The sequence below is a fragment of the Bacillus sp. 17RED48 genome, assembly GCF_019837545.1.
Taxonomy (GTDB): Bacteria; Bacillota; Bacilli; order Bacillales; family Bacillaceae_G; genus Bacillus_A; species Bacillus_A wiedmannii.
In genome coordinates this window covers 374849-399264 of sequence record NZ_JADAXG010000001.1, presented here as the reverse complement: position 1 = coordinate 399264, position 24416 = coordinate 374849, and the positions used below count along the sequence as shown (strand labels likewise).

The 24416-nt window shown below is 37.3% G+C and carries 24 protein-coding genes and 2 tRNA genes; 4 read left to right on the top strand and 22 right to left on the bottom strand.

The window, feature by feature from the left end:
• Nucleotide 1 precedes the first annotated feature (1 nt).
• The 7 genes from ysxC to ILT06_RS02145 all read right to left on the bottom strand — a co-directional run bounded on the left by ysxC (nt 2) and on the right by ILT06_RS02145 (nt 9442).
• The gene (ysxC, locus tag ILT06_RS02175; protein ID WP_000869124.1) at nt 2–598 is read right to left on the bottom strand and encodes a ribosome biogenesis GTP-binding protein YsxC; all 597 of its coding nucleotides are present in this window, start codon (nt 596–598) and stop codon (nt 2–4) included.
• Nucleotides 595–2925, bottom strand: coding sequence for an endopeptidase La (lon, locus tag ILT06_RS02170; protein ID WP_000097312.1), 2331 nt, complete (start codon nt 2923–2925; stop codon nt 595–597). Before lon ends, ysxC begins: the two co-directional genes overlap by 4 nt.
• Nucleotides 2926–3109: 184 nt before the next feature.
• Nucleotides 3110–4780, bottom strand: a complete 1671-nt coding sequence (gene lonB, locus ILT06_RS02165) for an ATP-dependent protease LonB (RefSeq protein ID WP_064474679.1) — start codon at nt 4778–4780, stop codon at nt 3110–3112.
• Between the two features lie 106 nt (nt 4781–4886).
• Nucleotides 4887–6146: an ATP-dependent protease ATP-binding subunit ClpX gene (gene clpX, locus ILT06_RS02160; protein ID WP_000472283.1), complete on the bottom strand. Its 1260-nt coding sequence runs from the start codon at nt 6144–6146 to the stop codon at nt 4887–4889.
• 264 nt (nt 6147–6410) lie between these two features.
• Complete coding sequence (gene tig, locus ILT06_RS02155) at nt 6411–7688, bottom strand: trigger factor (RefSeq protein ID WP_064474678.1); 1278 nt, start codon at nt 7686–7688, stop codon at nt 6411–6413.
• A gap of 309 nt (nt 7689–7997) precedes the next feature.
• Nucleotides 7998–8996 carry a hypothetical protein gene (locus ILT06_RS02150; RefSeq protein ID WP_088048061.1) on the bottom strand — a complete coding sequence of 333 codons (999 nt, stop codon included), beginning with the start codon at nt 8994–8996 and terminating at the stop codon, nt 7998–8000.
• 197 nt (nt 8997–9193) lie between these two features.
• The gene (locus tag ILT06_RS02145) at nt 9194–9442 is read right to left on the bottom strand and encodes a hypothetical protein (protein WP_001973787.1); all 249 of its coding nucleotides are present in this window, start codon (nt 9440–9442) and stop codon (nt 9194–9196) included.
• Nucleotides 9443–9961: 519 nt separating this feature from the next.
• Here ILT06_RS02145 and ILT06_RS02140 point away from each other — a divergent pair.
• A complete protein-coding gene (locus ILT06_RS02140) occupies nt 9962–10576 on the top strand; it encodes a PH domain-containing protein (RefSeq protein ID WP_000473874.1) in 615 nt (204 codons plus the stop codon).
• Between the two features lie 94 nt (nt 10577–10670).
• Here ILT06_RS02140 and ILT06_RS02135 read toward each other — a convergent pair whose 3' ends face one another.
• Entirely contained in the window at nt 10671–10871 is a 201-nt protein-coding gene (locus tag ILT06_RS02135; RefSeq protein ID WP_000124457.1) for a hypothetical protein, read from the bottom strand.
• 629 nt (nt 10872–11500) lie between these two features.
• On the opposite strand from ILT06_RS02135, the gene ILT06_RS02130 reads away from it, so the two are divergent.
• Nucleotides 11501–11647, top strand: coding sequence for a hypothetical protein (locus tag ILT06_RS02130; protein WP_222654795.1), 147 nt, complete (start codon nt 11501–11503; stop codon nt 11645–11647).
• Nucleotides 11648–11684: 37 nt separating this feature from the next.
• Nucleotides 11685–11852 (top strand): hypothetical protein, encoded by a 168-nt coding sequence (locus ILT06_RS02125; RefSeq protein ID WP_222654794.1) that lies wholly within the window; start codon nt 11685–11687, stop codon nt 11850–11852.
• A gap of 47 nt (nt 11853–11899) precedes the next feature.
• Here ILT06_RS02125 and ILT06_RS02120 read toward each other — a convergent pair whose 3' ends face one another.
• From ILT06_RS02120 to ILT06_RS02095, 6 genes are all read right to left on the bottom strand, one after another.
• Entirely contained in the window at nt 11900–12652 is a 753-nt protein-coding gene (locus ILT06_RS02120; protein WP_222654793.1) for an HNH endonuclease signature motif containing protein, read from the bottom strand.
• Nucleotides 12653–12766: 114 nt separating this feature from the next.
• Nucleotides 12767–12934, bottom strand: a complete 168-nt coding sequence (locus ILT06_RS02115; RefSeq protein WP_222654792.1) for a hypothetical protein — start codon at nt 12932–12934, stop codon at nt 12767–12769.
• 288 nt (nt 12935–13222) lie between these two features.
• The gene (locus ILT06_RS02110) at nt 13223–13429 is read right to left on the bottom strand and encodes a hypothetical protein (RefSeq protein WP_222654791.1); all 207 of its coding nucleotides are present in this window, start codon (nt 13427–13429) and stop codon (nt 13223–13225) included.
• A gap of 254 nt (nt 13430–13683) precedes the next feature.
• Nucleotides 13684–14391 (bottom strand): hypothetical protein, encoded by a 708-nt coding sequence (locus ILT06_RS02105; RefSeq protein ID WP_222654790.1) that lies wholly within the window; start codon nt 14389–14391, stop codon nt 13684–13686.
• Between the two features lie 25 nt (nt 14392–14416).
• Complete coding sequence (locus tag ILT06_RS02100) at nt 14417–14755, bottom strand: hypothetical protein (RefSeq protein WP_222654789.1); 339 nt, start codon at nt 14753–14755, stop codon at nt 14417–14419.
• 447 nt (nt 14756–15202) lie between these two features.
• A complete protein-coding gene (locus tag ILT06_RS02095) occupies nt 15203–15535 on the bottom strand; it encodes a hypothetical protein (protein WP_222654788.1) in 333 nt (110 codons plus the stop codon).
• Between the two features lie 490 nt (nt 15536–16025).
• Between ILT06_RS02095 and ILT06_RS02090 the strand changes: the two genes are divergently transcribed.
• On the top strand, nt 16026–16589 hold the full coding sequence (locus ILT06_RS02090) for a recombinase family protein (protein WP_222654787.1): 564 nt from the start codon (nt 16026–16028) through the stop codon (nt 16587–16589).
• 660 nt (nt 16590–17249) lie between these two features.
• On the opposite strand, the gene ILT06_RS02085 is transcribed toward ILT06_RS02090, so the two are convergent.
• From ILT06_RS02085 to gerM, 8 genes are all read right to left on the bottom strand, one after another.
• Nucleotides 17250–18131, bottom strand: coding sequence for a winged helix-turn-helix domain-containing protein (locus tag ILT06_RS02085; protein WP_222654786.1), 882 nt, complete (start codon nt 18129–18131; stop codon nt 17250–17252).
• Between the two features lie 1767 nt (nt 18132–19898).
• Nucleotides 19899–20867 (bottom strand): tyrosine-type recombinase/integrase, encoded by a 969-nt coding sequence (locus tag ILT06_RS02080; RefSeq protein ID WP_222654785.1) that lies wholly within the window; start codon nt 20865–20867, stop codon nt 19899–19901.
• 99 nt (nt 20868–20966) lie between these two features.
• Nucleotides 20967–21040 (bottom strand) — tRNA-Arg (locus ILT06_RS02075).
• 1 nt (nt 21041) lies between these two features.
• Nucleotides 21042–21115 (bottom strand) — tRNA-Gly (locus ILT06_RS02070).
• A 109-nt stretch (nt 21116–21224) separates the two neighbouring features.
• Nucleotides 21225–21728, bottom strand: a complete 504-nt coding sequence (locus ILT06_RS02065) for a metallophosphoesterase (RefSeq protein WP_064474675.1) — start codon at nt 21726–21728, stop codon at nt 21225–21227.
• 13 nt (nt 21729–21741) lie between these two features.
• On the bottom strand, nt 21742–22350 hold the full coding sequence (locus tag ILT06_RS02060; RefSeq protein ID WP_046956272.1) for an XTP/dITP diphosphatase: 609 nt from the start codon (nt 22348–22350) through the stop codon (nt 21742–21744).
• Between the two features lie 11 nt (nt 22351–22361).
• Nucleotides 22362–23099, bottom strand: coding sequence for a ribonuclease PH (gene rph, locus ILT06_RS02055; RefSeq protein ID WP_001261774.1), 738 nt, complete (start codon nt 23097–23099; stop codon nt 22362–22364).
• Nucleotides 23100–23227: 128 nt separating this feature from the next.
• The gene (gene gerM / locus ILT06_RS02050; RefSeq protein WP_088048059.1) at nt 23228–24277 is read right to left on the bottom strand and encodes a spore germination protein GerM; all 1050 of its coding nucleotides are present in this window, start codon (nt 24275–24277) and stop codon (nt 23228–23230) included.
• Between the last annotated feature and the right edge of the window lie 139 nt (nt 24278–24416).

Sequence of the window (24416 nt, the reverse complement as noted above, 5' to 3'; positions counted from 1 at the left end):
GTCACGCGTTTTTTGTTTTTGTCATTCTATGAATTGCCTTCCACGCTTCTTCTTTTCCAAGTCCTGTTTCAGAAGAGAATAGAACGATTTCATCACCAATTTCAACAGCAAGCGTTTCTTTTACAACTTTTAAATGCTTTTGCCATTTCCCTTTCGGAATTTTATCGGCTTTCGTCGCAATAATAATTGTTGGGATTTCATAATGCTTTAAGAAATCATACATCATCACGTCATCATTTGTTGGTTGGTGACGTAAATCAACTACTAATACAGCTGCGTCTAATTGCTCACGTGTTGTAAAGTAAGTCTCAATCATCTTGCCCCATGCTGCGCGCTCTGTTTTAGATACTTTCGCATAGCCATAACCTGGAACGTCAACAAAATGCATCATCTCATTGATTAAGAAAAAGTTCAACGTTTGCGTTTTCCCTGGTTTAGAAGAAATACGTACTAACTTTTTACGATTTAAAATTTTATTAATAAAGGAAGACTTCCCGACATTTGAACGACCTGCTAATGCAATTTCTGGTAAATCACTGTCTGGATATTGTTCTGGTTTAACAGCACTAATTACAATATCTGCTTTTGTTACTTTCATTGTTTCACTCCTACTAATGCGTGCTCCAATACTTCATCTAAATGAGATGCAAGCACAAACGTAAGGTTTTCTTTTACGCTTTCTGGAATATCATCTAAATCTTTCTCGTTTTCTGCTGGCAAAATAATTTTTGTTAAGCCTGCGCGGTGAGCACTTAATGTTTTTTCTTTTAAACCACCAATTGGTAATACACGACCACGAAGTGTAATTTCACCTGTCATCCCCACTTCTTTACTTACAGGAATACCTGTTAGTGCAGAAATAAGTGCCGTTGCCATCGTAATACCTGCTGACGGTCCATCTTTTGGAACTGCTCCTTCTGGAACATGAATATGAATATCATTTTTCTCATGGAAATTCGGATCAATCTGAAGCTCTTCTGCACGAGAACGAATATAGCTAAACGCTGCTTGTGCGGATTCTTTCATAACATCCCCAAGTTTACCTGTTAAAATTAATTTCCCTTTACCTGGCGCTACAGACACTTCAATCGCAAGTGTATCACCGCCTGCTGCTGTATACGCTAACCCTGTTGCCATACCAACTTGGTCTGTTTTTTCGGCTTGTCCATAACGGAATATGTGCTTACCAAGTAAATCAACAATGTTTTTCTCTGTTACTACAATACGCTTGCGTTCTGCTGTAACGATAATTTTTGCTGCTTTACGACAAACTTTTGCAATTTGACGCTCTAGCGTACGAACACCAGCCTCACGTGTATAATAACGAATAATTTCAAGAAGTGCTTCATCACGTACTTGTAAATTACCTTTACGTAAGCCATGCTCTTTTAATTGTTTCGGCAATAAATGTTCACGGGCAATATGAACTTTTTCAAGTTCTGTATAGCCAGCAATCGAAATAATTTCCATACGGTCAAGCAGCGGACCTGGAACACTTGAAAGTGTATTCGCAGTTGCTACAAACATAACTTTCGATAGATCATACGGTTCTTCAATGTAATGATCACTGAAGTTATGGTTTTGTTCTGGGTCTAACACTTCAAGTAATGCCGCTGACGGATCTCCACGGAAGTCGTTAGACATTTTATCAATCTCATCTAATAAAAAGACTGGATTAACTGTTTTCGCCTTTTTCATACCTTGAATAATGCGTCCTGGCATCGCTCCAACGTACGTACGACGGTGACCACGGATTTCCGATTCATCACGTACACCACCAAGGGATACACGGACGAAATTACGATTTAATGATGTTGCAATCGAACGCGCTAACGAAGTTTTCCCGACCCCAGGAGGTCCTACTAAGCAAAGGATAGGCCCTTTTAATGAATTCGTTAACTTCTGTACAGCTAAATATTCCAGTACGCGCTCTTTCACTTTCTCGAGACCGTAATGATCTTTGTTCAAAATCTCTTCAGAATGAGCAAGATCAATCATATCTTCTGTCGCTTCTGTCCATGGAAGTGCTAATAACCAATCCATATAATTGCGAATAACACCGCTCTCCGCAGAACTTGCTGGTAACTTTTCATAACGGTCTAATTCTTTCAGTGCAGCCTTCATTGTTTCTTCAGGCATTCCCGACTGTTCAATTTTCTCACGAAGTTCTTCAACTTCCCCGCCCTTACCTTCTTTATCACCAAGTTCAGTTTGAATCGCCTTCATTTGCTCACGTAAGAAATACTCTTTTTGCGTGCGCTCCATTGAACGTTTCACTTTTTGTCCAATTTTCTTTTCTAAACTAAGTAACTCTTGTTCATCTTGAATAATTGAAATAAGTGTATGTAATCGTTCCTTCACAGATACAATCTCTAAGATTTCTTGTTTCTGCTTCGTTTTAATCGGCAAGTGAGAAGCAATTAAATCAGCTAATCTTCCTGGCTCTTCTACATCAGCTACCGTTGCAAATGTTTCATTTGAAACTTTTTTCGAAACTTTAATATATTGTTCGAAATGCTCGAGTAATGTACGCATAAGAGCTTTCTCTTCTAGATCATCTTCCACTTCTTCAGTTACCGTTTTGATAGAAACCTGCACTACATTCTCTTCTTCGATAAACTCTACTACTTCAGCTCTATGTAAACCTTCTACAAGGACACGAAGCGTACCGTTCGGCAATTTTAACATTTGCTTCACTTTCGCCACTGTACCTACACTATATATGTCATCTTCTTTCGGATCATCGATATTCATTTCTTTTTGCATCGCTAAAAAGATGATATTTTCATCCATTGCCGCCTGCTCTAGTGCTTGTATCGATTTATCACGTCCTACATCAAGATGCAGAACCATCGTTGGATATACGAGAACGCCTCTTAATGGTAGGAGGGGTACGATTCTTTCATTCGTATTCATACTAGACATAGCACCTCCATAATAAATTAAACTCCTGTTCAACTATTTTATATTACAATACATCTAGATGCAATTGCAGAGATTTTCCGCAATTGTAAATCTCTCGTTTTTTCTCTCTTATAAAAAGGAAAAAAGACTCCGCTTAAGCATACAAACTTAAACGAAGTCTGGCAAATTTTATTATCGTTCATTCTCACATTGATTGTGCATCTGTTTCATCCACAGTATTATGTATATCAAGGTCTCGATGCATATTTTCCTGCATAAATGTTAGCTCAAATACTTCTTTTAACTTACGAACAGGAATGATTTCAATTCCTTTTATTGTATACAAAAACGGTTGCATGTTTTCAGCAGGAATGATGACTTTCTTAGCACCTGCTTTTTTCGCGGCTTTTATTTTTGCGTACACACCACCAATAGGTTTCACTTCCCCATGTATACTTATCTCACCGGTCATCGCTACTTCATTACTCACATACGTACGATGCACTGCTGAATATACACCTGTTGCCATAGCAATACCTGCCGAAGGCCCATCAATTGGGATACCACCTGGAAAATTAATATGTATATCATACCCTTCTGGCAACACATCTAGAGAACGAAGTACTGTTAATACATTATCTACAGAACCTTTCGCCATACTTTTACGGCGAATGGATTTCGTTTGACTACCAATACTTTCCTCTTCCACAATACCAGTTACATTTACTGATCCTTTATCTTTCGCCTTGATTGCTGTTACTTCAATTTCTAATAACGCGCCTGTATTTGGTCCGTATACAGCAAGTCCATTTACAAGACCGATTCTCGGAATAGGATAAATACGTTTTTCATATTTCGGTGTAAGTTGACTAGAGTGAACAACCCACTCTATATCTTCATCTTTAATGAAAGAACGTTCTTCATTTATTGCCATACCAGCAGAAATTTGTACAAGGTTAATCGCTTCTCGTCCATTTCTTGCATACATTCCGATCATTTCAATACCATTTTTACCTATTTGCATTTCCACTTTATCAGCTGCATTCTTCGCTACTTTTTGAATCTCTTCTGTATCTAACTCACGGAAAAACACTTCTAAACAGCGTGACCGAATAGCAGGAGGAATCTCCTCTGGCGAACGTGTCGTCGCCCCAACTAAGCGAAAATCGGCTGGCAAACCTTTTTGAAAAATATCATGTATATACGTTGGAATCATCGAATTTTCTTCACTATAGTACGCACTTTCCAAAAATACTTTCCGATCTTCTAACACCTTTAACATTTTGTTCATTTGAATTGGATGTAATTCACCAATCTCATCAATGAACAAAATACCACCATGCGCATCTGTTACAGCTCCTTTTTTCGGCTGTGGGATACCCGCTTGCCCCATTGCACCGGCCCCTTGATAAATCGGATCATGGACTGAACCAATTAATGGGTCTGCAATACCACGTTCATCAAATCTTGCTGTCGTCGCATCAAGTTCGATAAATGTTGCATTTGTACGAAATGGAGATTTCGGATTGCGTTTCGCTTCTTCCAATACAAGACGTGCTGCCGCTGTCTTCCCGACACCTGGCGGACCATATATAATTACATGTTGCGGATTCGGACCACAAAGAGCCGCTTTTAACGACCTAATTCCGTCCTCTTGCCCTACAATATCTAAAAAGGATGTAGGACGTACCTTTTCCGCAAGCGGCTCTGTTAAAGAAATCTCACGCATTTTACGAAGCTGTTCTAATTCTTTTTTCGATTCTCGATCAATTGAAACTTTTTGTGTTCGCTGATTTCGAAGTAAATGCCAAAAATACAATCCGACAATTACACCAAAAACAAGTTGAACAAGTAAAAATATATTTGTCCAGCTCATAATTTATTTCCTCCCGCAATGTTTTATCACTTAGTATTTCCGTGGAGGAACATAGCTAAACATAAAGAAAAACAGCAATTATAAAAATTGCTGTTTCTTCTTCGCACTATGCAGATGTTTTTGTATCAAGTACAGTACCGTCTTGTAACACCAATTTCGGTGGTTCATTATCAGCTACTGTTTCTTTCGTCAGAATACACTTCTCGATATCTTTGCGAGATGGAAGTTCGAACATTACATCAAGCATTAAGCCTTCAATAATAGAACGAAGTCCACGAGCACCTGTTTTACGTTCAATTGCTTTTTTCGCAATTTCAATTAGTGCACCTTCTTCAAACTCTAACTCAACATCGTCAAGCTCCAATAGTTTTTGGAATTGCTTAACAAGTGCATTTTTTGGTTTCGTTAAAATATCTACAAGAGCATCTTCATCAAGCGGCTCTAGGTTCGCAATAACTGGAAGACGACCGATAAACTCCGGAATTAAACCGAATCTTAAAAGATCCTCTGGTAAAACGTGAGATAAAACATGCTTCTCATTTACATCAGCATTTTTCTTCTCAGCACCAAATCCAATTACTTTCTCACCAAGGCGACGTTTAATAATTGGCTCAATGCCATCAAACGCTCCACCACAAATGAATAGGATATTCGTTGTATCAATTTGAATGAACTCTTGATGCGGATGCTTACGACCACCTTGAGGTGGAACGCTCGCTACAGTACCTTCTAAAATTTTCAGAAGTGCCTGCTGTACGCCTTCACCAGATACATCACGTGTAATTGATGGATTTTCGGACTTACGTGCCACTTTATCAATCTCATCAATATAAATGATTCCTTTTTCCGCTTTCTCTACATCATAATCAGCTGCTTGGATTAATTTTAGTAAGATGTTTTCTACATCTTCCCCTACATATCCAGCTTCTGTTAAAGATGTTGCGTCCGCGATCGCAAATGGAACATTTAAAATACGCGCTAATGTTTGTGCCAATAATGTTTTACCACTACCAGTTGGCCCAATAAGTGAAATATTACTCTTCGCTAATTCTACATCATCAATTTTACTGTTAGAATTAATGCGTTTGTAATGGTTATATACCGCTACCGCTAGTGCTTTTTTCGCGTTATCTTGTCCGATGACATACTCATCTAAGATTTCACGAATTTCTACCGGTTTCGGTACATCTTTGAATTCTACTTCTTCGTCCTTCGCAAGCTCCTCTTGTACAATTTCAGTACAAAGTTCGATACACTCGTCACAAATGTAAACACCTGGACCTGCAACTAACTTTCGAACTTGCGTTTGTGTTTTACCACAGAAAGAACATTTTAATTGACCTTTTTCATCATTAAATTTAAACATATTTTCACACCCCTTACAAAGTGCTAACCTCTTGCCTTCGTATGTACACGATAAATGTATCGTATGTAAATACATATTATGTCACTACGTGGCGAGAAATACAAATAATATGACTAGTTATGTACAAATAAAAAAATTTTAAAACTTTTGAAATATGTATATTCGACTTGTAAAGGAAGTTTTCCTCCTTCATCGAAAAGTTTTATAAATATATTTCTATATTTATAAAACAAGGCACGATTAAAATCGCGCCTTGTTATTTTATTATGCAGCGTTGTCTACTAAGAAGTCTACAGCTTTACGCACTTTAAGGTCTTCAGATAAAGCGTCTACGCTTCCAAGAGCTTGCTTGATAGCGTCTACTGGCATACCGTACATTTCAGCCATTTTTTCAACTTCTGCAGTTACTTCTTCTTCAGTAACTTCGATGTTTTCAGCTTCAATGATAGCTTCAAGAACAAGGTTGATTCTTACGCGTTTTTGAGCGTCTTCTTTCATTTGCTCTTTTAACTTGTCAGCGTCAGTACCTGTGAATTGGTAGTAAAGCTCAAGGTTCATACCTTGTTGGCTTAAACGTTGCTCGAATTCACGAACCATACGATCTAACTCAGTGTCGATCATAGCTTCTGGAATCTCGATTTCAGCGTTAGCAGCAGCTAATTCTACTACTTCGTCACGTACTTTGTGCTCAGCTTCGTGCTTTTTGCCTTCTTCTAAGTTTGTACGAAGTTTTGTTTTTAATTCATCAAGAGTTGCAACTTCTTCGTCAGCTTCTTTAGCGAACTCGTCGTTTAACTCAGGAAGTTCTTTTGTTTTGATTTCGTGAATTGTTACTTTGAATGTAGCTGGTTTACCAGCTAATTCAGCAGCGTGGTACTCTTCTGGGAATGAAACTTCAACTTCTTTAGAATCACCAGATTTAAGACCAATTACTTGCTCTTCGAAACCAGGGATGAAAGTACCAGAACCGATTGCAAGAGAATAGTTTTCGCCTTTTCCGCCTTCAAATGCTTCGCCATCAACGAAACCTTCGAAGTCGATTACAGCTGTATCACCGTTTTCAACAGTTCCTTCTTCTTTAACAACTAGTTCAGCTTGACGCTCTTGTAAAGATTTTAATTCGTTCTCTACATCTTCGTCAGTTACAGTTGTTTCAACTTTTTCTACTGCTAAACCTTTGTACTCACCTAATTTAACTTCAGGTTTCACTGTAACTTTTGCAGTGAAGATAAGGTTAGCATTTTTTTCGAACTTCTCGATGTTGATTTCAGGATGATCAACTGGGAAGATACCAGCTTCATCAATCGCTTCACCGTATGCTTTTGGTAAGATGATATCTATAGCATCTTGATATAAAGATTCGATACCAAAGCGTTGTTCGAATAACGGACGAGGCATTTTTCCTTTACGGAAACCTGGTACGTTGATTGTTTGTACTACTTTTTTGAACGCAGCGTCGATAGAGTTGTTTACTTCTTTAGCATCAACTTCGATTGTTAAAACGCCTACGTTACCTTCTAATTTTTCCCATTTTGTAGCCATTTATTCTTTCCCTCCAACTATAATAATGTATGCACATACCTCTATAGATTAAAATCTTCATTATCTCTTTTTTGAAATAACAAAAGTACAAATAATCCTCTAGCAAAAGCTTTCAGATATAATGTTCCAATCTACTAATTGTCTAAAAGACAACTACGGTATATTTTGTTCGAGAATAATATGAAACATATTAAGTAAGAGAATTACACTTCTCTTCTCTTACAAACAGGCAGATTTCTGCCTTTTGCAACCCTTACATTATAACATAGAATATGCTCGTTTCAAGAACCGAACGATTCTTTTTCATAATTATACGGGCAAATATCCTTCTCTTTCAACACGTAATAACCATTGATAGGCAATATGAAACTCTTCTAATTCAATATTATACGCTGTCATAAGCTCTTCTTCATCAATAGTCAATCCGAAACGTTTTCTTCCAATTCTCTCTAAAACAGCAGCCCAAATCTCCACTTTATCCATTAATAGAGCGAATGGGAAAACGCTAATTCGCAATTCTTTCCAATATGTAACCATTGCATCAAATATATCGGGATAATTTTGCTCTAATCGGCTTGATAATGTATGTATAATGTTATCGGATTGCTCCTCATTATGACCTGTAAATGCTGGAATCACCTTGATCGTATTCCCAAACTTTTCCACTTCTACCTCTTCTTCTATTTGATTTTCTATCATTTTATATAAAATAGAAGTTTTCAAATAAGGGTGCTGTTTTTCGTCTATTAAAACTTTCTTTAAAATAGGTAATGCAAGATCCAAGTCTTTTAACGAAAGTTGCTGAATCGCTCTTAGCTTTTGTCCAAAGTTTTCTCCAAACATTTCATTAGTAAACTCATCCAATTCAAAATTCGAATCGACTAGTGACGTATCTACTTCACTTAACATACCTTCTGCAAATAAAGCGAGCTGTGCTAATTTTTCCTTTTGCTCAGGCATTACATCTTTCGTTTGCAAAACCTTTTCAACGATTTCAATGACACCTTCATAATCATTTGTTTGAACTAAAATCGTCACATATGTTTCAAGAATATCACCAAATAATACAGCTCCTGTTTCAAGTAACTGTTCACATTTGTCTTTCGCTTCTTCCATATGTTTTAATTCTAACAAACAAATAACAGAAGCGAGTTCCGTTTGTTCCGTTTCTGCATTATACTGACGTAATATTTCAAAGCAGCGCAATGCATCTTCGAATTTCCGCTCTTTCAGCGCTAAAAAACCTTCATCAATATATCGCTCTGATAGTTGTGGAAACAATACGACCGTATTTTCTTTTTTATCCATACGTCCGCCTCTTTTTCTAGATTTTAATTATCTTTAAAGTAAATATATCAAATGAGTAATAAGAACACAACATCCCAAAACCCTTTGTTTGAAATATGGAAATATTTAATTTTTATATTTGAATATAAACAAATCCTTACCGAAAATTAAAAATGTGCAAATAAAAATCCTCAGCAATTAAAGCAGAGGATTCATCATTAATGGAAAGCTTTTATAATAGTGGGGTATATAACAAGGGTAATAATTTGGAGAACAATAATTGCCATAACAATCATGCTACAATAGAAGATTGGTTTACTTCGCTTCATTAAAAACATAATAATAAGCATCGTACAAGCAAACAAACTTAAAAAGAACAAACTCGTTGTCGAACTAAGTATACCACTCGGGACAAAGAACAATAACACTACACTACAAGTACCTATAATTCCAAATAACCATTCCATTCATTCACTCATTCCCTTTCCCTCTCATGGCAGTTTTTTTACTAAGCGATTAAATGTTTTACAACATCAACTACATACGTTAATTTCTCATACGCTACAAATCCAAAAGCAACTGTTAAACCCGTTACGATTAACCCTTTCATCATTTCTTCCTCCTCGTTTTATCGTTGTTACCTTCATTATAGAGGATTAGCAATTTGTTACCATCGAACTTCCTTACAGTTACCTTACAGAATTGTAAGATTTCAAAATGGATAGAAAAAAACCTCATATTACTTGAGAGGTTTTCACGGAATTTCTCTATAATTACTTACAAGATTAACTTTTTTCTCTTGATTTTTTTTCGGAGAATCCACTCTTAAACTGATAGATTTACTAAATAACTTAGAGTTGAAATAATTATTCGTTACTTTTCTTAACTTACCTTTAAAAATTTTCAATTATAAGAAAACACTTTATTGAAATCATGTTAATATATTTTTATACAATTTAGAATTTAATTTACAAGGGGGATTATATATGTTTAAGAAAATGGCTGCAGATGTATTAGGACTAAGCGATGTTGGTTCTGTCATCACACCGAAAGATTACGATAAAGTTGACGCTGATGATTACGTGATGCATGAAGATGGGGAGAAAATTTATTTTCTAATCAAATCAAAATCAGATGAATATTGTTTCACAAACAAAGGATTACTTCACCTAGATGGTACAAGCGCAACAAGTAAAAAACGTACACTACGCCGCTTTAGCTATAGTAAATATCAAATTAAAAATGTAGCACTTGAAACTGCGGGAACAATTGATTTAGATGTAGAAATTAAGTTTCAAATGGGAGATGAGCATTATTCAATTGATGTTCATAAAAAACATATCGAAGAATTAAAAGATTTATATAAGGCTTTACTTAAAATAGAAGAAATTTCATACGACAACGACATTACATTGCAGTATGCACATAAAAGTCTAGATATGGCATCTAACGCTTTCAGCCGTATTTCAAACGCACAAGTAAATTTAGCAGAACAATTTAAAGAAATGAACGAGATCGCCTTTAACTGGCTCGTTGATACGAAGAAACAATATAACGTGAAAGATTATGGTTTTGTCTTTGACAAATTTATTAATAACTAATTTAAAACAAACAAAAAACCTTGTTATCAAAAGATAACAAGGTTTTTTTAGCGTCCCAGGAGAGAGTTGAACTCCCACTCCGCTCATTTCTGTACTATTTTATATATTTTGATCGCAGTCTTAATATATCTTCTCCTTCACGAATGCCTGCCGATCCCTTCCTCACATTTTTTATGACAGTCCAATCTGGGTTAGTTTCATCACCGATGTTCTGTACTGTAAAGTTGCCATCACCATATTTCCGGTGACCTTCTGCCAATTTCTCCGTTAAATCATTCTCATTTGATCTCGCCATCTTTGCGCCATCTCCCTTTTTTATACAACCTTCTTAAACTGTCCAACCAATCACACGTCCAGTCAATTGGAGATTCTCGTTTTCCGCTTCTATTAATTGTAACACACTGTCGTGGATAAGTTCCGATAACAGCTGCTCAATCGTACTAGAATGGTAAAAAGTTTTATAACATTCTAAGTGAACAATTAGGAGAATATGGATATGGATTTAAGTTCCATCATAAGCCTATCGATTCTTTAAATTAAATATGAGGAACAGGGCGCATAAACGGCGCTCTTTTCTTAATGTACTTCAATCTGTAATATATAATAATTATCATATATTACGTTATGTTTTACACCTCTTGCACATACATCAATTTTTAAACAAACAAAAAACCTTGTTATCAAAAGATAACAAGGTTTTTTTAGCGTCCCAGGAGAGATTCGAACTCCCGAACCAATCTATAAAACTTGCGTCATAATAGCCAATACAATTCAGTTTTGAAACATTCCAGTTTTCGGTCAAGTGACCTTTTGAGAAAATCTTACCTTATTATATAGACTACCGTCAAGGCAAATCTTTCTCAAGTCCATTCTCTCTATCAAATGATACAATCTACAGTATAAAATTAAAGGAGTGATTGACTGGTGATTGTAGAAACTGTCGGGGAATTAAACGTTGAAGAGTTTGCTAGGCAGATTATTTTAATGGTTTTAGAAAAGGATAGGTTGGGAGATGTATATCAGGGTGAATCTAAGACTCCAGAGACTAAATCCCCCAATAACAAAGAATAAAATCTTTGGAGCCTTTTCCTAAAGGAGTGATTGACTAGTGAAGGTGGAAACTGTTGGCGAGTTAAACCTTGAATTGTTTGCTAAGGAGTTTATACGAATTGTAAGGAGAGAGGAACGAAGAATGGAACGAGAGAGTAAATTGAATTCATTAGAATCTAAAAAGACGACTCCAAAGACTAAATCCTCTAGTAATAACAAAGAATAAAGTCTTTGAAGCCTTCTCCCTAAAGATTATACCAATGTGTAGATCGCTTACTCTTTCCTATCCGTCACTTTAACTTCACCACGAACTTTCATTTCTTCCCAAAGTGTGAATACTTCTTCAAAAGGGTCTGCACTTGGTAATAATCCATCATTATACATCTTACGAAGCACACTAGAAGCTAGAATACTTTCAATCTCAGAGATAACATCATTCAATTCTTCATCAGGATAACGGATTGAAGCAATATTTTCAGGTGTATGACCGTTTCTTGCCATTTCGAAAATCCCCCAAAGTTCTGTCCAAGTACGACCTGTGTTTTCAAAGAGTCCTTTACGATTATTCTGCTTAGTCGTTAGCAACTGAAGGTTATCTGCTCTATTGTCTTCAGGATTATTATTCTTATGGTCAACTATAAAACCTTTAGGTATTTCCGCTTGTAATAAACATTCCATAATAAAGCGGTGAAGATATTTCTTTTTCCTGTTCACATGTACACCCAAGTATCCGTTTCTACCAGTATTATGAACACCTATGTCTAATAGTGAGGTCTTGTACTTTCTTCCTTTTCTCTCGTAAGCTTCACGGAAGACCCTGCCCATACTACTGCCCCAGTAACCTTCATAGGAAGGATGTTTCAACCATTCATCTTTCATGACATCACCTTTGAAGAAATTCACCTCTTCTTCACGGATCGCAAAGAAGCTTTCCTTTTCGATGCCAAACCTCTCCATTAACTCTGCTGTAGTTATTGGCTCAACTCCTTTAAGCTTTAGCAGTGTGCTTTCATACTGTTTCCTCATGTTAAAACCTCCTTGTTATGTCATTCCTTACATGAAGATATACAGGATAGATTCCAGAAAGTAACACACATCCCGTAAGACTCAACTTAAAGAATGGGACTTTTTAGGTATTACTTAGCTGACACCTAACTTCTGAGCTTCCTTCTCTTCTTCATAAACGTCCTCAATCAATCCCTCGATGTATTCAGATATCTCCCCAAATGAGTAATCACCCATAATTCCGTCCTTATATAATTCTCTTATTTGATCCTGCGCTTCTAGCAATCTCGATAATGTATGCATAGTTTTAATCTCCTTAAGTTTTTATTTTAACGAGAGACAACTTATCTCCCTTTTAGTTGCTTTACGTAGTCCATTAGCTGGACGGTCTAACTTACATCGTGATAAGATGACTGTATAAGAATATAAGTGTATAGAATGCTGTAAACAGGAAGCTTCCGCCTAAGAATGCTTTCCAAAAAGGTTTAAGTGGCATTTTATATGCTCCTTTCCGACCTTTGAGATCTGCCAATCTTGAAGGTCTTCTTATTAAATTATAATTTCCGAAATTACTTAAGAAAGAAAAAGGTTTTACCCTTTAAACCTTCTGTCCTCTGAAATTAGAGCTTCACCGTTAAGAGCCATCCTGAGTAACTTCTGTAGCTCTTCCTCGCTTACTATCTTAGTCATCCCTTTAAGAGCACTATAGAATCTGTAAACTTTTTGAGCTTCCTTGATATCTTTCAAGTTCATCTCTTCTTGGATTCGCTCATAAAACTTCTGAGCAGTTTCATTCATATGAAATCACCTCATTTCAGTAAGAGTGGTTCTCTCTTACACGGACAACTTTACACGATTTCGGAAATTAGTTCAATACAATTTCGGAAATTATTTTATATTTTCTTTTCCTTCTATAATAGGCAAAAAAGAAAAGGACTCCTAAGAGCCCCTTAACTTATTAACATTAAAGCTATTGCCACTCCTACTATGAAAACTATCCAAGCCATTCTAATTGACTTCAATCTTTCGGATCAGTCTTCCACGTCTTTGTGTTACCACTCAGCTGTCACACAAAATGCGCCATCCTGCTCGCCTTCAATTGCTGATACATCAAACGGAATAATCTCATTAGCATTAATTGAGTCATTCAAGTTTTTCTCATAAGCGTGGAGCTCTGTGTGTAAGTCTGCAATGTTCTGATCGGTTGTCATTGCGTTGTGCCATTTATGGAAAGACAGCACTCCATTTTCCATGTCTTCAGCGTTATCGAATTGCTCTGCGTAGTCCCTCTCATGAGGCTGTTTCATATTAGCATATGCGTTAAGTACATCTACGTTTAACCCTGACTCTGCACGTGCTAAGTTTAGGAAATAAGTATCATCATCATTGAGGATAAACTTACCGTGTTGCAATCGCTGATAGGCGACAGGGTTAGAGCCTTTTACGGATTGCTTCACGCCTAAATCTAAACCTTTCCAGTTTTCATTTGTGATAGGCTCACAAGAGATTACACGACTTCGATTGTCCGTTTGGATCAACACAGGATTTCCGCTAAAGTAGGAAACCATATGCGAGTTACGGGTATCAGGTCTTCCATAGGTAGCGTATTCAATGTTCTGCTGCAATGTATTGATACTTCCACGAATCTCATTAAGTTTAGAATCAAATTCTGCTTGTGATTTTTTAGCTTCAGCTAGTAATCTCTTCCCTAGTGGTGTCCCGTTGAAGAAATCTTGTAATTGTTGGTCGTTGAAATTCATTTCGTAATCATCCTTTATTAGTTATTTATCTTTCTGAAATTATTGCTTTGTTGCCGTGCAATCTAAGATCAATCTTTCCAGCAACCGCTTCCGCTTTATCAAGAATTTCATTTGCTTGCTTAACATAGGTGTAATTATGCTCAGGGATTAAGTCCATAAGCTTTTGTGTAACCTCTTCCGCTTGTATCAGTGAACTTTTCCCTTTGATGACTTTATAAAACGAAGGTCTTGAAATATCAGCTTTGCGAAGTAATTCTGAAAGAGATAATCCATTATGTTGAATTGTAAAGAGAAGAAAACGAAGGTTTCTCCTAGTAGTGGGTGGTACGAAGGGTAAACGTGTATCAATCTTAATTTGTATCATTCCTTTCCTCGTATACAGTTGTCTACAATTAGGTCAAATAAAAAAAACACTCTTGCGAGGTTGTGATGAATGCTTTTAGTTAACCATCAAACTTACGGGATAAAACTTACAAAATTTACCTATCCGTGTATAAGAAAAATCAGAAAAGACATATCCGTCAGCTTGATAGTTTCAGAAGAAGTTTACAATAATTTTTCAGCTTACATGGATACGATTGAACGTATCATGAAACTATCAAGCAAACACTTCGCTGATAACTCAGAGCCAGCCTTCAATTGACCTGAGCTCAATAGCTTCATGAGACCCTCAACGGGAGGGTTCAAAGGAGTAGTTCATATCGGAAGTAATAGAAGGGTTGCAAGGTGATTAATGTGCGGTAAGTTTTAAAATTGACGGAATGTAAGTAATCAGCTAATGCCATACAGTGAGTAAATCCGTCAATTAACCTTACACATTAAGTATACAACTGTCTACACATCTCGTAAATGAGTGCTTTTCAAAAAGATTGCTAACACGTGAGGCTAAAAATTTTAGGGGCAATTCGCCAATCACGTTAAGGAATATTCTACAGGTTGGTAGTGGAGGGTCGGAAGGCTTGTCGATTTGGTTGCGCCCCCCCGCACCTTCCCCGAAGTTTTTTCTTCTTCGCTTCTCCACAGAATTTCCCGTCAGCAAATCGATCAAATAAGATTCAGCAAATTTTTTATTTCTTTTTGTGATATTTTCAAAAGTTTTTCTCGAATCTCCCACAAATTCTTTTTTCTTTCCCGACTTCCTCATCACTTCTCCAAACTTTCCCGCAATCGCTCCTGTCCTCTCCGAAGACAATGAAGGTCGTGAACGCACAGAACACTAAAGCCACTGGACAGGCGCATCTAAGACTCCATTGACTCCTCCGTCAACCCTCTCTTCAATGAGTAAATCTCAGTGTCTCCTTTGTTGATAAAACCTGTCAGCCTCCTCCACCTCGGCTTCCGTCAAGTTCGTGGAGCTCTATGGGTGTGTGGTCGGTGGTATCGGTGGTATCAGCTCATATCGTGACTGTATGAAGTTATACTATATGTGTTAGTACATAAGCAATACATTATAGTTATCAGCTCGTGGCTATATGTATCAGCTTTAGACTTATAAGATAGGCTTCCCGTCTGATATACAGAGATGATGCTTGTCGATATGACAAAACTCAACAGATTTGACAGTATGCTTTTAGAGTGATAGAATCAAGCCTATCGACATGACAAAACTTACTGACAAAAGGAGAGATGACAAAATGACAGTATTCGGATATGCTCGTGTATCCTCTAAGGGACAAGACCTGTCAGTACAGATTGAAGAGCTTACAAACAAAGGAGCTACTAAAATTTACTCGGAGAAATTCACCGGAGCTACCTCTAATCGCCCTGAGCTTCAGAGAGTACTAAATGTATTGAAAGAAGGAGATACACTTATAGTGACCAAGCTTGACCGTTTGGCAAGGAATACAAAAGAGGGAATTCAGATTGTAGAGGAGCTATTCTCGAAAGGTGTCAGCGCTCATGTGCTGAATGTTGGACTTCTTGAAGATACTCCAATGGGTAGATTCTTCCTAACTACGCTTCTGTCTGTCGCAGAAATGGAGCGATCTATGATTTATGAGAGAACTCAAGAAGGCAAGGAACACGCTAAGGCAAACAATCCAAACTATAAGGAAGGACGTCCGAAAGCTCTTACTACTAGCCGTTACACTGAGTGCATGAATCTTTTAGAGACTCATTCCGTTAAGCAAGTAGCAAACATTATGAATATATCCGAGAGAACAATCTATAGGTACAAGCGTGAGGGTCAGGCGGAATAGTCGGACTCTTTTTGTGCACTTTTAGCCTATAAGAGCCTTAATATAAGAGTATTTATGTCTCACAAGCTGATAGTCCTCAAAGGGGAATTTCATCAGATTTCTACTTCAATTGAGAGCATCCTCATTTAGCTTACAAGCCCAGTAGTATCAAAGCTTCAGGGTTCACTTTTAGCTTTTAGGTTTCATCATTGGTAATATCTTTTAAGCTTTCCCTTTCAACACTTTTAAGGTTAGACCTGTAAAGATTTGACTAACGTCAGCAATCCGTTTCACTCCTTGCGAACCATCATACATAGCTATAAGTATGTAAACTTTAATAAATTAGTGAGACGGGAGCAGAGTGGACGGCTGACAGATAGGAACGTTAGTTACTAGCTTATTCCTTTGCCTTCGGCTATCCTTTCATCTTAGAGGGTATTTATAATATTAAGTCAGTGCTTATCTAAAGGACTCTAACACTTACAGGGAGTAAGGCTTAACGGTATTTTCTATACGCACAGAATATTAACTTTTTTACATAGTATATGCCCAAAATATTAACTTTTTTGTAATTATCATTCCCTTGTAAAATTATTACTAGTCATGGTATTCTATCTGTAGAGTAAATGAGAACGAAAAACCCCCGAGACATCTGTAGGAGGAGGACTCGAGGGCACCAGTTTAATATTTTATGTGATTTTTATTTGATAGGGCTGTCTGAGAGATAGCCCTCTTTATTTTGTCTAAAGGCACTCTTTCTACTTTCTTACTAAAGAAATTAGAGTCAGCTCCGATGACTTTCGTAATTGTCCGTGTTTCCTTGTCTCCCACTTCCATTCTGAAGAATACTTCTAAAGCTATCAACTTACGGATAGTACGGTTTACTTTTGGCGTATCCATATTAAACATTATGGCAATATCTTTCGGTCTCAGAATCTCTAAATACTTCTCAGACGGCTCTAGAGGGTTTCTGACTAGTATAAACAACTCAGGATGCATAAAGTTAATCAGATCACTTAAGAGTCCAAGTTCTTCAAGGTTAAGCTTCTTACACACTTTTAACACTTCTGTATGAATCAGCCTTACAAAGTGAGGAATATTCCTTCCGAGATTACCAATTCCGTAAAACTCTTTTGATAAGGTAAAGTATTTGTCTTTCCCTTCTTTACGTACAGATATCATGCCTTCTTCTACAGCCTGATCCAGTAACGGTGAAATGGTGTTTCTACTCTTCCCAATTCTATTAGCAATTTCTTTTATGTTTAAATCATTATAGTTTCGATCTGTAACCCGTCCCCCACCTTTAGTTTCTAGCAGAGTAGCCATCGAGAATACTAGACCCTTCAATTCATGAGAGACTCCCTTATTAAAATGCGCCTCTGTCATCTGTACAGAGTAATGTCGTTTGTCTACGTTTCCCCTTAGATCTTTAGCTTTCTTTTCCTCAACCTTCTGTCTCGAGATCTTTATCTCTTGATTTGACTGGTATCGTCCACCATTCATTTTAGCTTCTTGCCGCAACCGTTTATCCTCGGCTCGTACATAATCAATGTGTTTTTCCATATGTAGTACTTCCTTTCAAATAGTCGTTCCCTCCCTATTAAATATCATTCTAAAACTTCACTCAACCCGCTATACTAAGGTGTTTTTCATTAAGTTTGTTTAGGATGTTACCAAGCATTCACTCTATGTTTCTCCCCCTATTCTTATAGCTATTCACTTACTTTCAGGTCACTTTTTTAATAGTTATTCAAACAAAAAAAAACAGCTAAGTAGAATTCTACTTAGCTGTTACCTGTTTTACGATATCCTTTTGCTTTCTCCCCGAAGCATTACACATTCTCTTTTCTCTTTGCGCTATTCCCTTTTATATAACCACTCATCATACTTCTAGGTATTCTCGTCATTTCAGACAAAGCAACCTGAGTAAATTTCTCCTTAACGTATCCATATCCTCGTTTGAAACAAAAAACAAGTTTGTATAAAAAAATACTTTTGTTTTATGTACAGAATGTCATGTATAATAGAAATTGAAAAACTCACCGTATTGGGGTACGGTGAGTCTAAAGGTGGTGAGTACATATGGATGCACCTACCGTTACTGCGGTTTGCTCTTTACTCGTTGTTGTCATTAGCGTGATCAATCTGAGTAAAGACAAAAAGTAATATTTTATTGAAAGCTTTTCAGTGTTAGCGCACTGAGAGGCTTTTTTCTTTATATAGTATTCCACTTCTAACAAGGAATATTACTCAGGTAATGCTTTTACTCACAAAGCATCAAAAGTTTTCATTTTATAACCTTCAAGACAAATTCCCCTCAAGTAAACTATAGGTTTACTCACAAGGCATAACAAGTTTACGTTTTGACAACTTTCCAGACAAAGTTACCTCTAGGGTAACCTAGAAGTAAAAAAAAATAACTTTTCTTCTAATAAAGTTTACTTTAAGTTAACCCTAATCTAAAAAAAAATAAGCTCTGATGTTCTCAAAAAGTGAACTTTTGTTTCCTAAAGGTGATTTCAAACCCTCCACCTCCAGGATCTACCTGATACATTTTTTATCATTTCATACTTACTTTTGATACATTTTGTATCCTTATAGCAACATTATACCTTGACTCCAGGTCAAGTTACAAGAAAAGTTTACTTAAAGTAGTCGTTCTCTCTTGCCCAGTTTAAGTTCACTTTTTGAGAACTTTTCCACTTTCCTTTTCCTTAGCAGTTGACTTTAGATCTCCCTTCCACTGAGCATGGCTTAGATTGCTTAAGCAACGGCTTGGACAGAAAATATCTACCTTACATCGTAAAAACAAAAGTTAAACGACATAAAGTAGATGTCTTAATACTGAGCTAAGGATGAGTTGTTGAAGTATCCGTATTGTATCACCTTGTTTAAACACAGGGATTTCTCCCTCAACGGACTTTCTACTCACAAAGCTTGTCCTGTGAGCTTATATCTATCCGTCGCCACCTGTTCCGTAGAACACCAAGCAGCCACCGAACCTTTAATGGTCGTTCGCACCTAGAGCTACACCCAGCGTAAACAAGGAAACACTTTAGAGGGTGTACGCCTTACTTTCTGACATCGGCTAGGCTCACCTGTTCAAGTTTTACGAGTGTTAGGTCATTCCTCGTGTGGAAATCCCGTAACTCAGTAGCTAAAAAAGGCAATACTTAAGAAGCCTTGCATCTCTCGAATTTTTTCGATAAAATGAAGGTACTGAATGGACGGGATTGTCCGTTATTTAGTTTTTATCGATGAATTTTAGGGTCACAGACTGCGCCAACAGTCTACCCTGCAAGGAGCATCCGCCAAGATGCTCTTTTTTATTTACAGGAAGTTTCTCAGACTTTCCGCTACTTCTTCCTTATCTAAATGTAAATAACGTGTAGTAACGGCTAGATCACTATGCCCAAGAGCCTTAGAGATTAGAGCTATATTTGCTCCCTTCTTGAGTAAATTCTTCGCAAACCCTCTCCGTAAAGCATGAGGATTTATATTCTTCAGACCGTAATCCCTAGAATGTTTACTCAACCTCTTAGTTATATTGTTATTTGTAGGACTCGTAGCGATCCGCCCTCCATTCTTCGTAATAAATAAGTAATCATTATTCACTCGACACTCTTTCCGGATAATGTCGTTCTGCTTCATAAGAGCACCTAAGACTCTAGCCAGAACATCATCAAAGGGTAAATGTATGGATTCATGATTCTTAATAATTCCACCACCAATACGTAGCACTTTATTTTCTAAGTTCACATGTTTATGCTCCAATTGAGACAACGTCCCAACTCGTATTCCCGTCTGATACATAAGCAATACGGAAGTAGCATCTCTCAATTCTATGAAGCGAGTTAAATCTAGAACAGAAAGCAGAAGATTAATTTCCCTATCCGTTGCCCCCTCTTTCACAGGGCTATCAACCTTTATTTTGATACTCTTCCAAAAGTTAATCTCTATCCAACCATTATCAAAACAACGTCCCAGAAACGCTTTGAGGCACTTCAAACGTGTTAACTTGGTTTGATTACTGACATTCATAGATGAAAGCCACAAATAGATATGATCAACGGTCAACTCTTGGAGAAACTCAGCACCCGCCACACTCATAAAATGACCAACATGCAACTCATAGTCGCTAATAGTACGGTCACGCAAGCCTGTTGCTCTCATTTGACGTATCACTGTAGAGAGAGCCTTCTTAATAGTTAGACCCTTCACTTGTTTCCTTTCCAGCTTCCGGTCAAAGATATTCGATAAGTCTTCGCTAACCGTTAAAGAATCTCGTCTTTTAGACATAAAAAAATAAGCCTCCTAACTCGATGTTGACCGCACACTGTACGTTTCAACTTTCGAATTAAAAGGCTTATTTGACGGGGTTTACTACCCGATTGTTAGCGTCCCAGGAGAGATTCGAACTCCCGACCGTACGCTTAGAAGGCGTATGCTCTATCCGGCTGAGCTACTGGGACATGGAGCGGGTGAAGAGAATCGAACTCTCGACCAGAGCTTGGAAGGCTCTTGTTTTACCACTAAACTACACCCGCATATGTTATTTTATTTTTCTTCGTTAGCGCTGTTGCCCTATCGACAATATTTATTATATGTATAACCATACATAAAGTCAACACCTTTTTTAAAAGAGGATAATTTTTCTTATCCTCTTTTAAAAACTGCTTGTTCAACTAGTTGTCCGTCTAATGTTTCAAAACGAACTTCCATTTGATTTTCATCCATTTCTAATAAAGCAAATGTCTTTTCTACACGCTGACGTGGCAATAAAATACTGCCTGGATTAATAAATAATACGCCGTCGATTAATTCTGCACCTAATACGTGAGAGTGTCCGAAGCATGCAACTTGCGCCCCTACCTCTTCTGCATGGTACGCTAATGTTTGTAATGTCATTTTCACGTTATGACGATGTCCGTGCACAACTACGAAACGAATGCCATCTACATCAGTTACAATTTCGTCTTGAAAGTTAGCATAATCACAGTTCCCTTTTACAACATGGAAACCTTGCAGCTCTTCATGAGCAGGCGTTAGCTCTGAATCACCGCAATGAATCATGATATCTACTTTTCCTTCATATTTCTCTTTCAACTGCTGTAATTCCTTCACGGAGCTATGACTATCGCTTACGATTAAAGCTTTCATCAATCTCTCTCCCTTATTCTCCTAAAAACCATTCAGGGATTTTTTCTTCTAACTTACGAAGAGCACGTCCACGGTGGCTAATGGCATTTTTCTCATCTGAACTTAGTTCCGCCATCGCTTTTTTATATTCTTCCACATAAAAAATCGGATCATATCCAAAGCCGTTTTCCCCGCGGCGCTGCTCTAAAATATACCCTTCGCACGTCCCGTTTACAATGACAGGCTTTTTATCACCTTCAGGGAAAGCCACTGCTAATGCACAGTAGAAACGAGCTTTACGCTTTTCAAACGCTATGTCATTTAATTCTTGTAACACTTTATCAATATTCGCTTGATCATCTTTCGGCTCTCCAGCAAAACGAGCTGAATACACGCCCGGTTTTCCATTTAAAGCATCTACAATAAGACCTGAATCATCCGCGATTACGATCGCATTCAGCTGTCTACTCAGACTATCCGCTTTTAAGATCGCATTTTCTTCAAATGTTTCACCAGTTTCTTCGACTTCTTCAATATGAGGAAAATCGTGTAATGATTTTACTTCTAAATCAAATCGCTCAAATAACTCAGCAAATTCACGTACTTTCCCCATATTTTTTGTCGCTACAACAACTTGTTTCATACTTTCCACCTCTACTCTATATGAGATACGATGTCACCTAACGCTTCTTTTTGCATGTCAATCAGTTGGAAGATGCCTTGTTCCGCAGCATCAAGCAATTCATTTAACTGCGCTCTGCTAAACGTCGCTTCTTCTCCAGTTCCTTGCACTTCAACAAACTGGCCTTTTCCAGTCATAATCACGTTCATATCAACGTCTGCTTTAGAATCTTCTACGTAGTTTAAATCTAAAACAACACCTTGCTCTTCAACAATCCCTACTGACGTTGCTGCTAAATAATCTTTTACTGGAATTTTAGATACTTTTTCTGCTTGTAATAACTTCTCAAACGCTAATACCATTGCTACATATGCACCTGTAATAGAAGCAGTTCTCGTTCCACCATCCGCTTGAATAACATCACAATCAATCCAAACCGTTCTCTCACCAAGTGCTTCTAAGTCAACTACCGCACGTAAAGCTCGTCCAATTAAGCGCTGGATTTCCATTGTACGTCCTGTTACTTTCCCTTTACTTGATTCCCTAATTGTACGTTGTTCTGTTGCACGTGGAATCATCGCATATTCAGCTGTTACCCAGCCCTTTCCTTCTCCACGCATAAACGGTGGGACACGCTCTTCAATTGTCGCTGAGCAAATTACCTTTGTATCCCCAACCTCAATTAATACTGATCCCTCTGGATTTTTTAAATAATTCGTATGAATATGTATATGGCGTAATTCTGTTTTCTCTCTACCATCTACTCGCATAAAAATAACCTCCTCATAACTACTTGTTAGTATAGCCAAATTTAAATGTATGATATGTATACAATAAAAGAAGAGGAACCCAAAAAGCAATTCCCCTTTCTTACTTAAGTATATCAAATTATTGAAGATTAAAAACTACCTGTATTCACGTTTTCTGGACGATCGACAGGTTTTATTAACTTTCCGCCCTTTTCATCTATAAGATTCGCTTTACCATTTACTTCAATAGAAACACTTTTCACGCCTTTCTTTTCTGTTAAAGATAAAACTAACGACTTCAATACGTAATTTGAAACCATATTTTTATCTGGGTTTATAAATATATTTTCATTAAAGTTTAATGTAAGATTTCCATCTTGTAACTTCGGATTCGTAATCAACTTAACTCCTGGATTAAAATCATTCAGAAGCGATTGATGAATCGGTCCTTTTACAAGTTCATCTATAATTGCTGCATAATCACTTTCTTTCCCTTCTACAACGCGGCGTGTTACTGGCACGTAGTATTGCTGTTTATTATTATTTTGTGCCATAAAATAAAGTGTAACTGGTTTTGTATTTGTTACATCCGCTACTTGTTCATCATCGAAGTTGATACCATTAGCACGGCTCACCCCTTCACCAAGCGGTGTACCACCAACAGGCATCTTCGCCAATTTCTCACCATTTATTTGGAACTGCACTTGTTTTATTTCTTTAAATTGCGTCAACGTCCACGCTATTGACTCAACCATTTGACGCTCTTCTTCTTTTGCATAGTTTTTCATTTCTTTAGAGAAATCAATGACTGCCGTCCCATCTTTTTTCAAATTTAAGGTCATCGATGTATTCGCTGGAATGACTGCACGGAACCCATTCGGTAATAAATTCGTTACCGGTCCATCTTTCACAAGGTACTCTAACGTTTGCTGAATGACCTCATTCGCTTTCGGAGTAGGTATAGCTAACGTTTGCGGTACAACATAACCATTTTTATCAACAAGGTATAGTTCTCTATTCACCGTTTGTCCTTGCTTATCTTTCTTAGCTACTTCTTTCTTTCCACCCTCTGTATACGTAACTTGTTTTGGCGGATCAATTTGTTCCGTTGCTTTCTCCTGATTTATAAAGCCACACCCTGTTAGTAAAACAGCGCTCACAGTAGCACCAACAACCCATTTAAAAGTGGATTTAGGCATGCCATTCCCCCCTAAAATCTAAGTTTGTACTATTATGTATACGAGCTGTTTCATGTTTTAGAACTAGCTATACTTCTTATAAAGTGAAACTTTAATCAATGGTGGTCTTACTGCCCGGCAAATAGCGGGATAAACAAAA

Excerpts from the sequence above, each read along its gene's own strand:
- ysxC (WP_000869124.1), bottom strand. The coding sequence starts at position 598 with ATGAAAGTAACAAAAGCAGATATTGTAATTAGTGCTGTTAAACCAGAA.
- lon (WP_000097312.1), bottom strand. The coding sequence starts at position 2,925 with ATGTCTAGTATGAATACGAATGAAAGAATCGTACCCCTCCTACCATTA.
- lonB (WP_064474679.1), bottom strand. The coding sequence starts at position 4,780 with ATGAGCTGGACAAATATATTTTTACTTGTTCAACTTGTTTTTGGTGTA.
- clpX (WP_000472283.1), bottom strand. The coding sequence starts at position 6,146 with ATGTTTAAATTTAATGATGAAAAAGGTCAATTAAAATGTTCTTTCTGT.
- tig (WP_064474678.1), bottom strand. The coding sequence starts at position 7,688 with ATGGCTACAAAATGGGAAAAATTAGAAGGTAACGTAGGCGTTTTAACA.
- ILT06_RS02150 (WP_088048061.1), bottom strand. The coding sequence starts at position 8,996 with ATGGATAAAAAAGAAAATACGGTCGTATTGTTTCCACAACTATCAGAG.
- ILT06_RS02145 (WP_001973787.1), bottom strand. The coding sequence starts at position 9,442 with ATGGAATGGTTATTTGGAATTATAGGTACTTGTAGTGTAGTGTTATTG.
- ILT06_RS02140 (WP_000473874.1), top strand. The coding sequence starts at position 9,962 with ATGTTTAAGAAAATGGCTGCAGATGTATTAGGACTAAGCGATGTTGGT.
- ILT06_RS02135 (WP_000124457.1), bottom strand. The coding sequence starts at position 10,871 with ATGGCGAGATCAAATGAGAATGATTTAACGGAGAAATTGGCAGAAGGT.
- ILT06_RS02120 (WP_222654793.1), bottom strand. The coding sequence starts at position 12,652 with ATGAGGAAACAGTATGAAAGCACACTGCTAAAGCTTAAAGGAGTTGAG.
- ILT06_RS02115 (WP_222654792.1), bottom strand. The coding sequence starts at position 12,934 with ATGCATACATTATCGAGATTGCTAGAAGCGCAGGATCAAATAAGAGAA.
- ILT06_RS02110 (WP_222654791.1), bottom strand. The coding sequence starts at position 13,429 with ATGAATGAAACTGCTCAGAAGTTTTATGAGCGAATCCAAGAAGAGATG.
- ILT06_RS02105 (WP_222654790.1), bottom strand. The coding sequence starts at position 14,391 with ATGAATTTCAACGACCAACAATTACAAGATTTCTTCAACGGGACACCA.
- ILT06_RS02100 (WP_222654789.1), bottom strand. The coding sequence starts at position 14,755 with ATGATACAAATTAAGATTGATACACGTTTACCCTTCGTACCACCCACT.
- ILT06_RS02095 (WP_222654788.1), bottom strand. The coding sequence starts at position 15,535 with ATGAGGAAGTCGGGAAAGAAAAAAGAATTTGTGGGAGATTCGAGAAAA.
- ILT06_RS02090 (WP_222654787.1), top strand. The coding sequence starts at position 16,026 with ATGACAGTATTCGGATATGCTCGTGTATCCTCTAAGGGACAAGACCTG.
- ILT06_RS02085 (WP_222654786.1), bottom strand. The coding sequence starts at position 18,131 with ATGGAAAAACACATTGATTATGTACGAGCCGAGGATAAACGGTTGCGG.
- ILT06_RS02080 (WP_222654785.1), bottom strand. The coding sequence starts at position 20,867 with ATGTCTAAAAGACGAGATTCTTTAACGGTTAGCGAAGACTTATCGAAT.
- ILT06_RS02065 (WP_064474675.1), bottom strand. The coding sequence starts at position 21,728 with ATGAAAGCTTTAATCGTAAGCGATAGTCATAGCTCCGTGAAGGAATTA.
- ILT06_RS02060 (WP_046956272.1), bottom strand. The coding sequence starts at position 22,350 with ATGAAACAAGTTGTTGTAGCGACAAAAAATATGGGGAAAGTACGTGAA.
- rph (WP_001261774.1), bottom strand. The coding sequence starts at position 23,099 with ATGCGAGTAGATGGTAGAGAGAAAACAGAATTACGCCATATACATATT.
- gerM (WP_088048059.1), bottom strand. The coding sequence starts at position 24,277 with ATGCCTAAATCCACTTTTAAATGGGTTGTTGGTGCTACTGTGAGCGCT.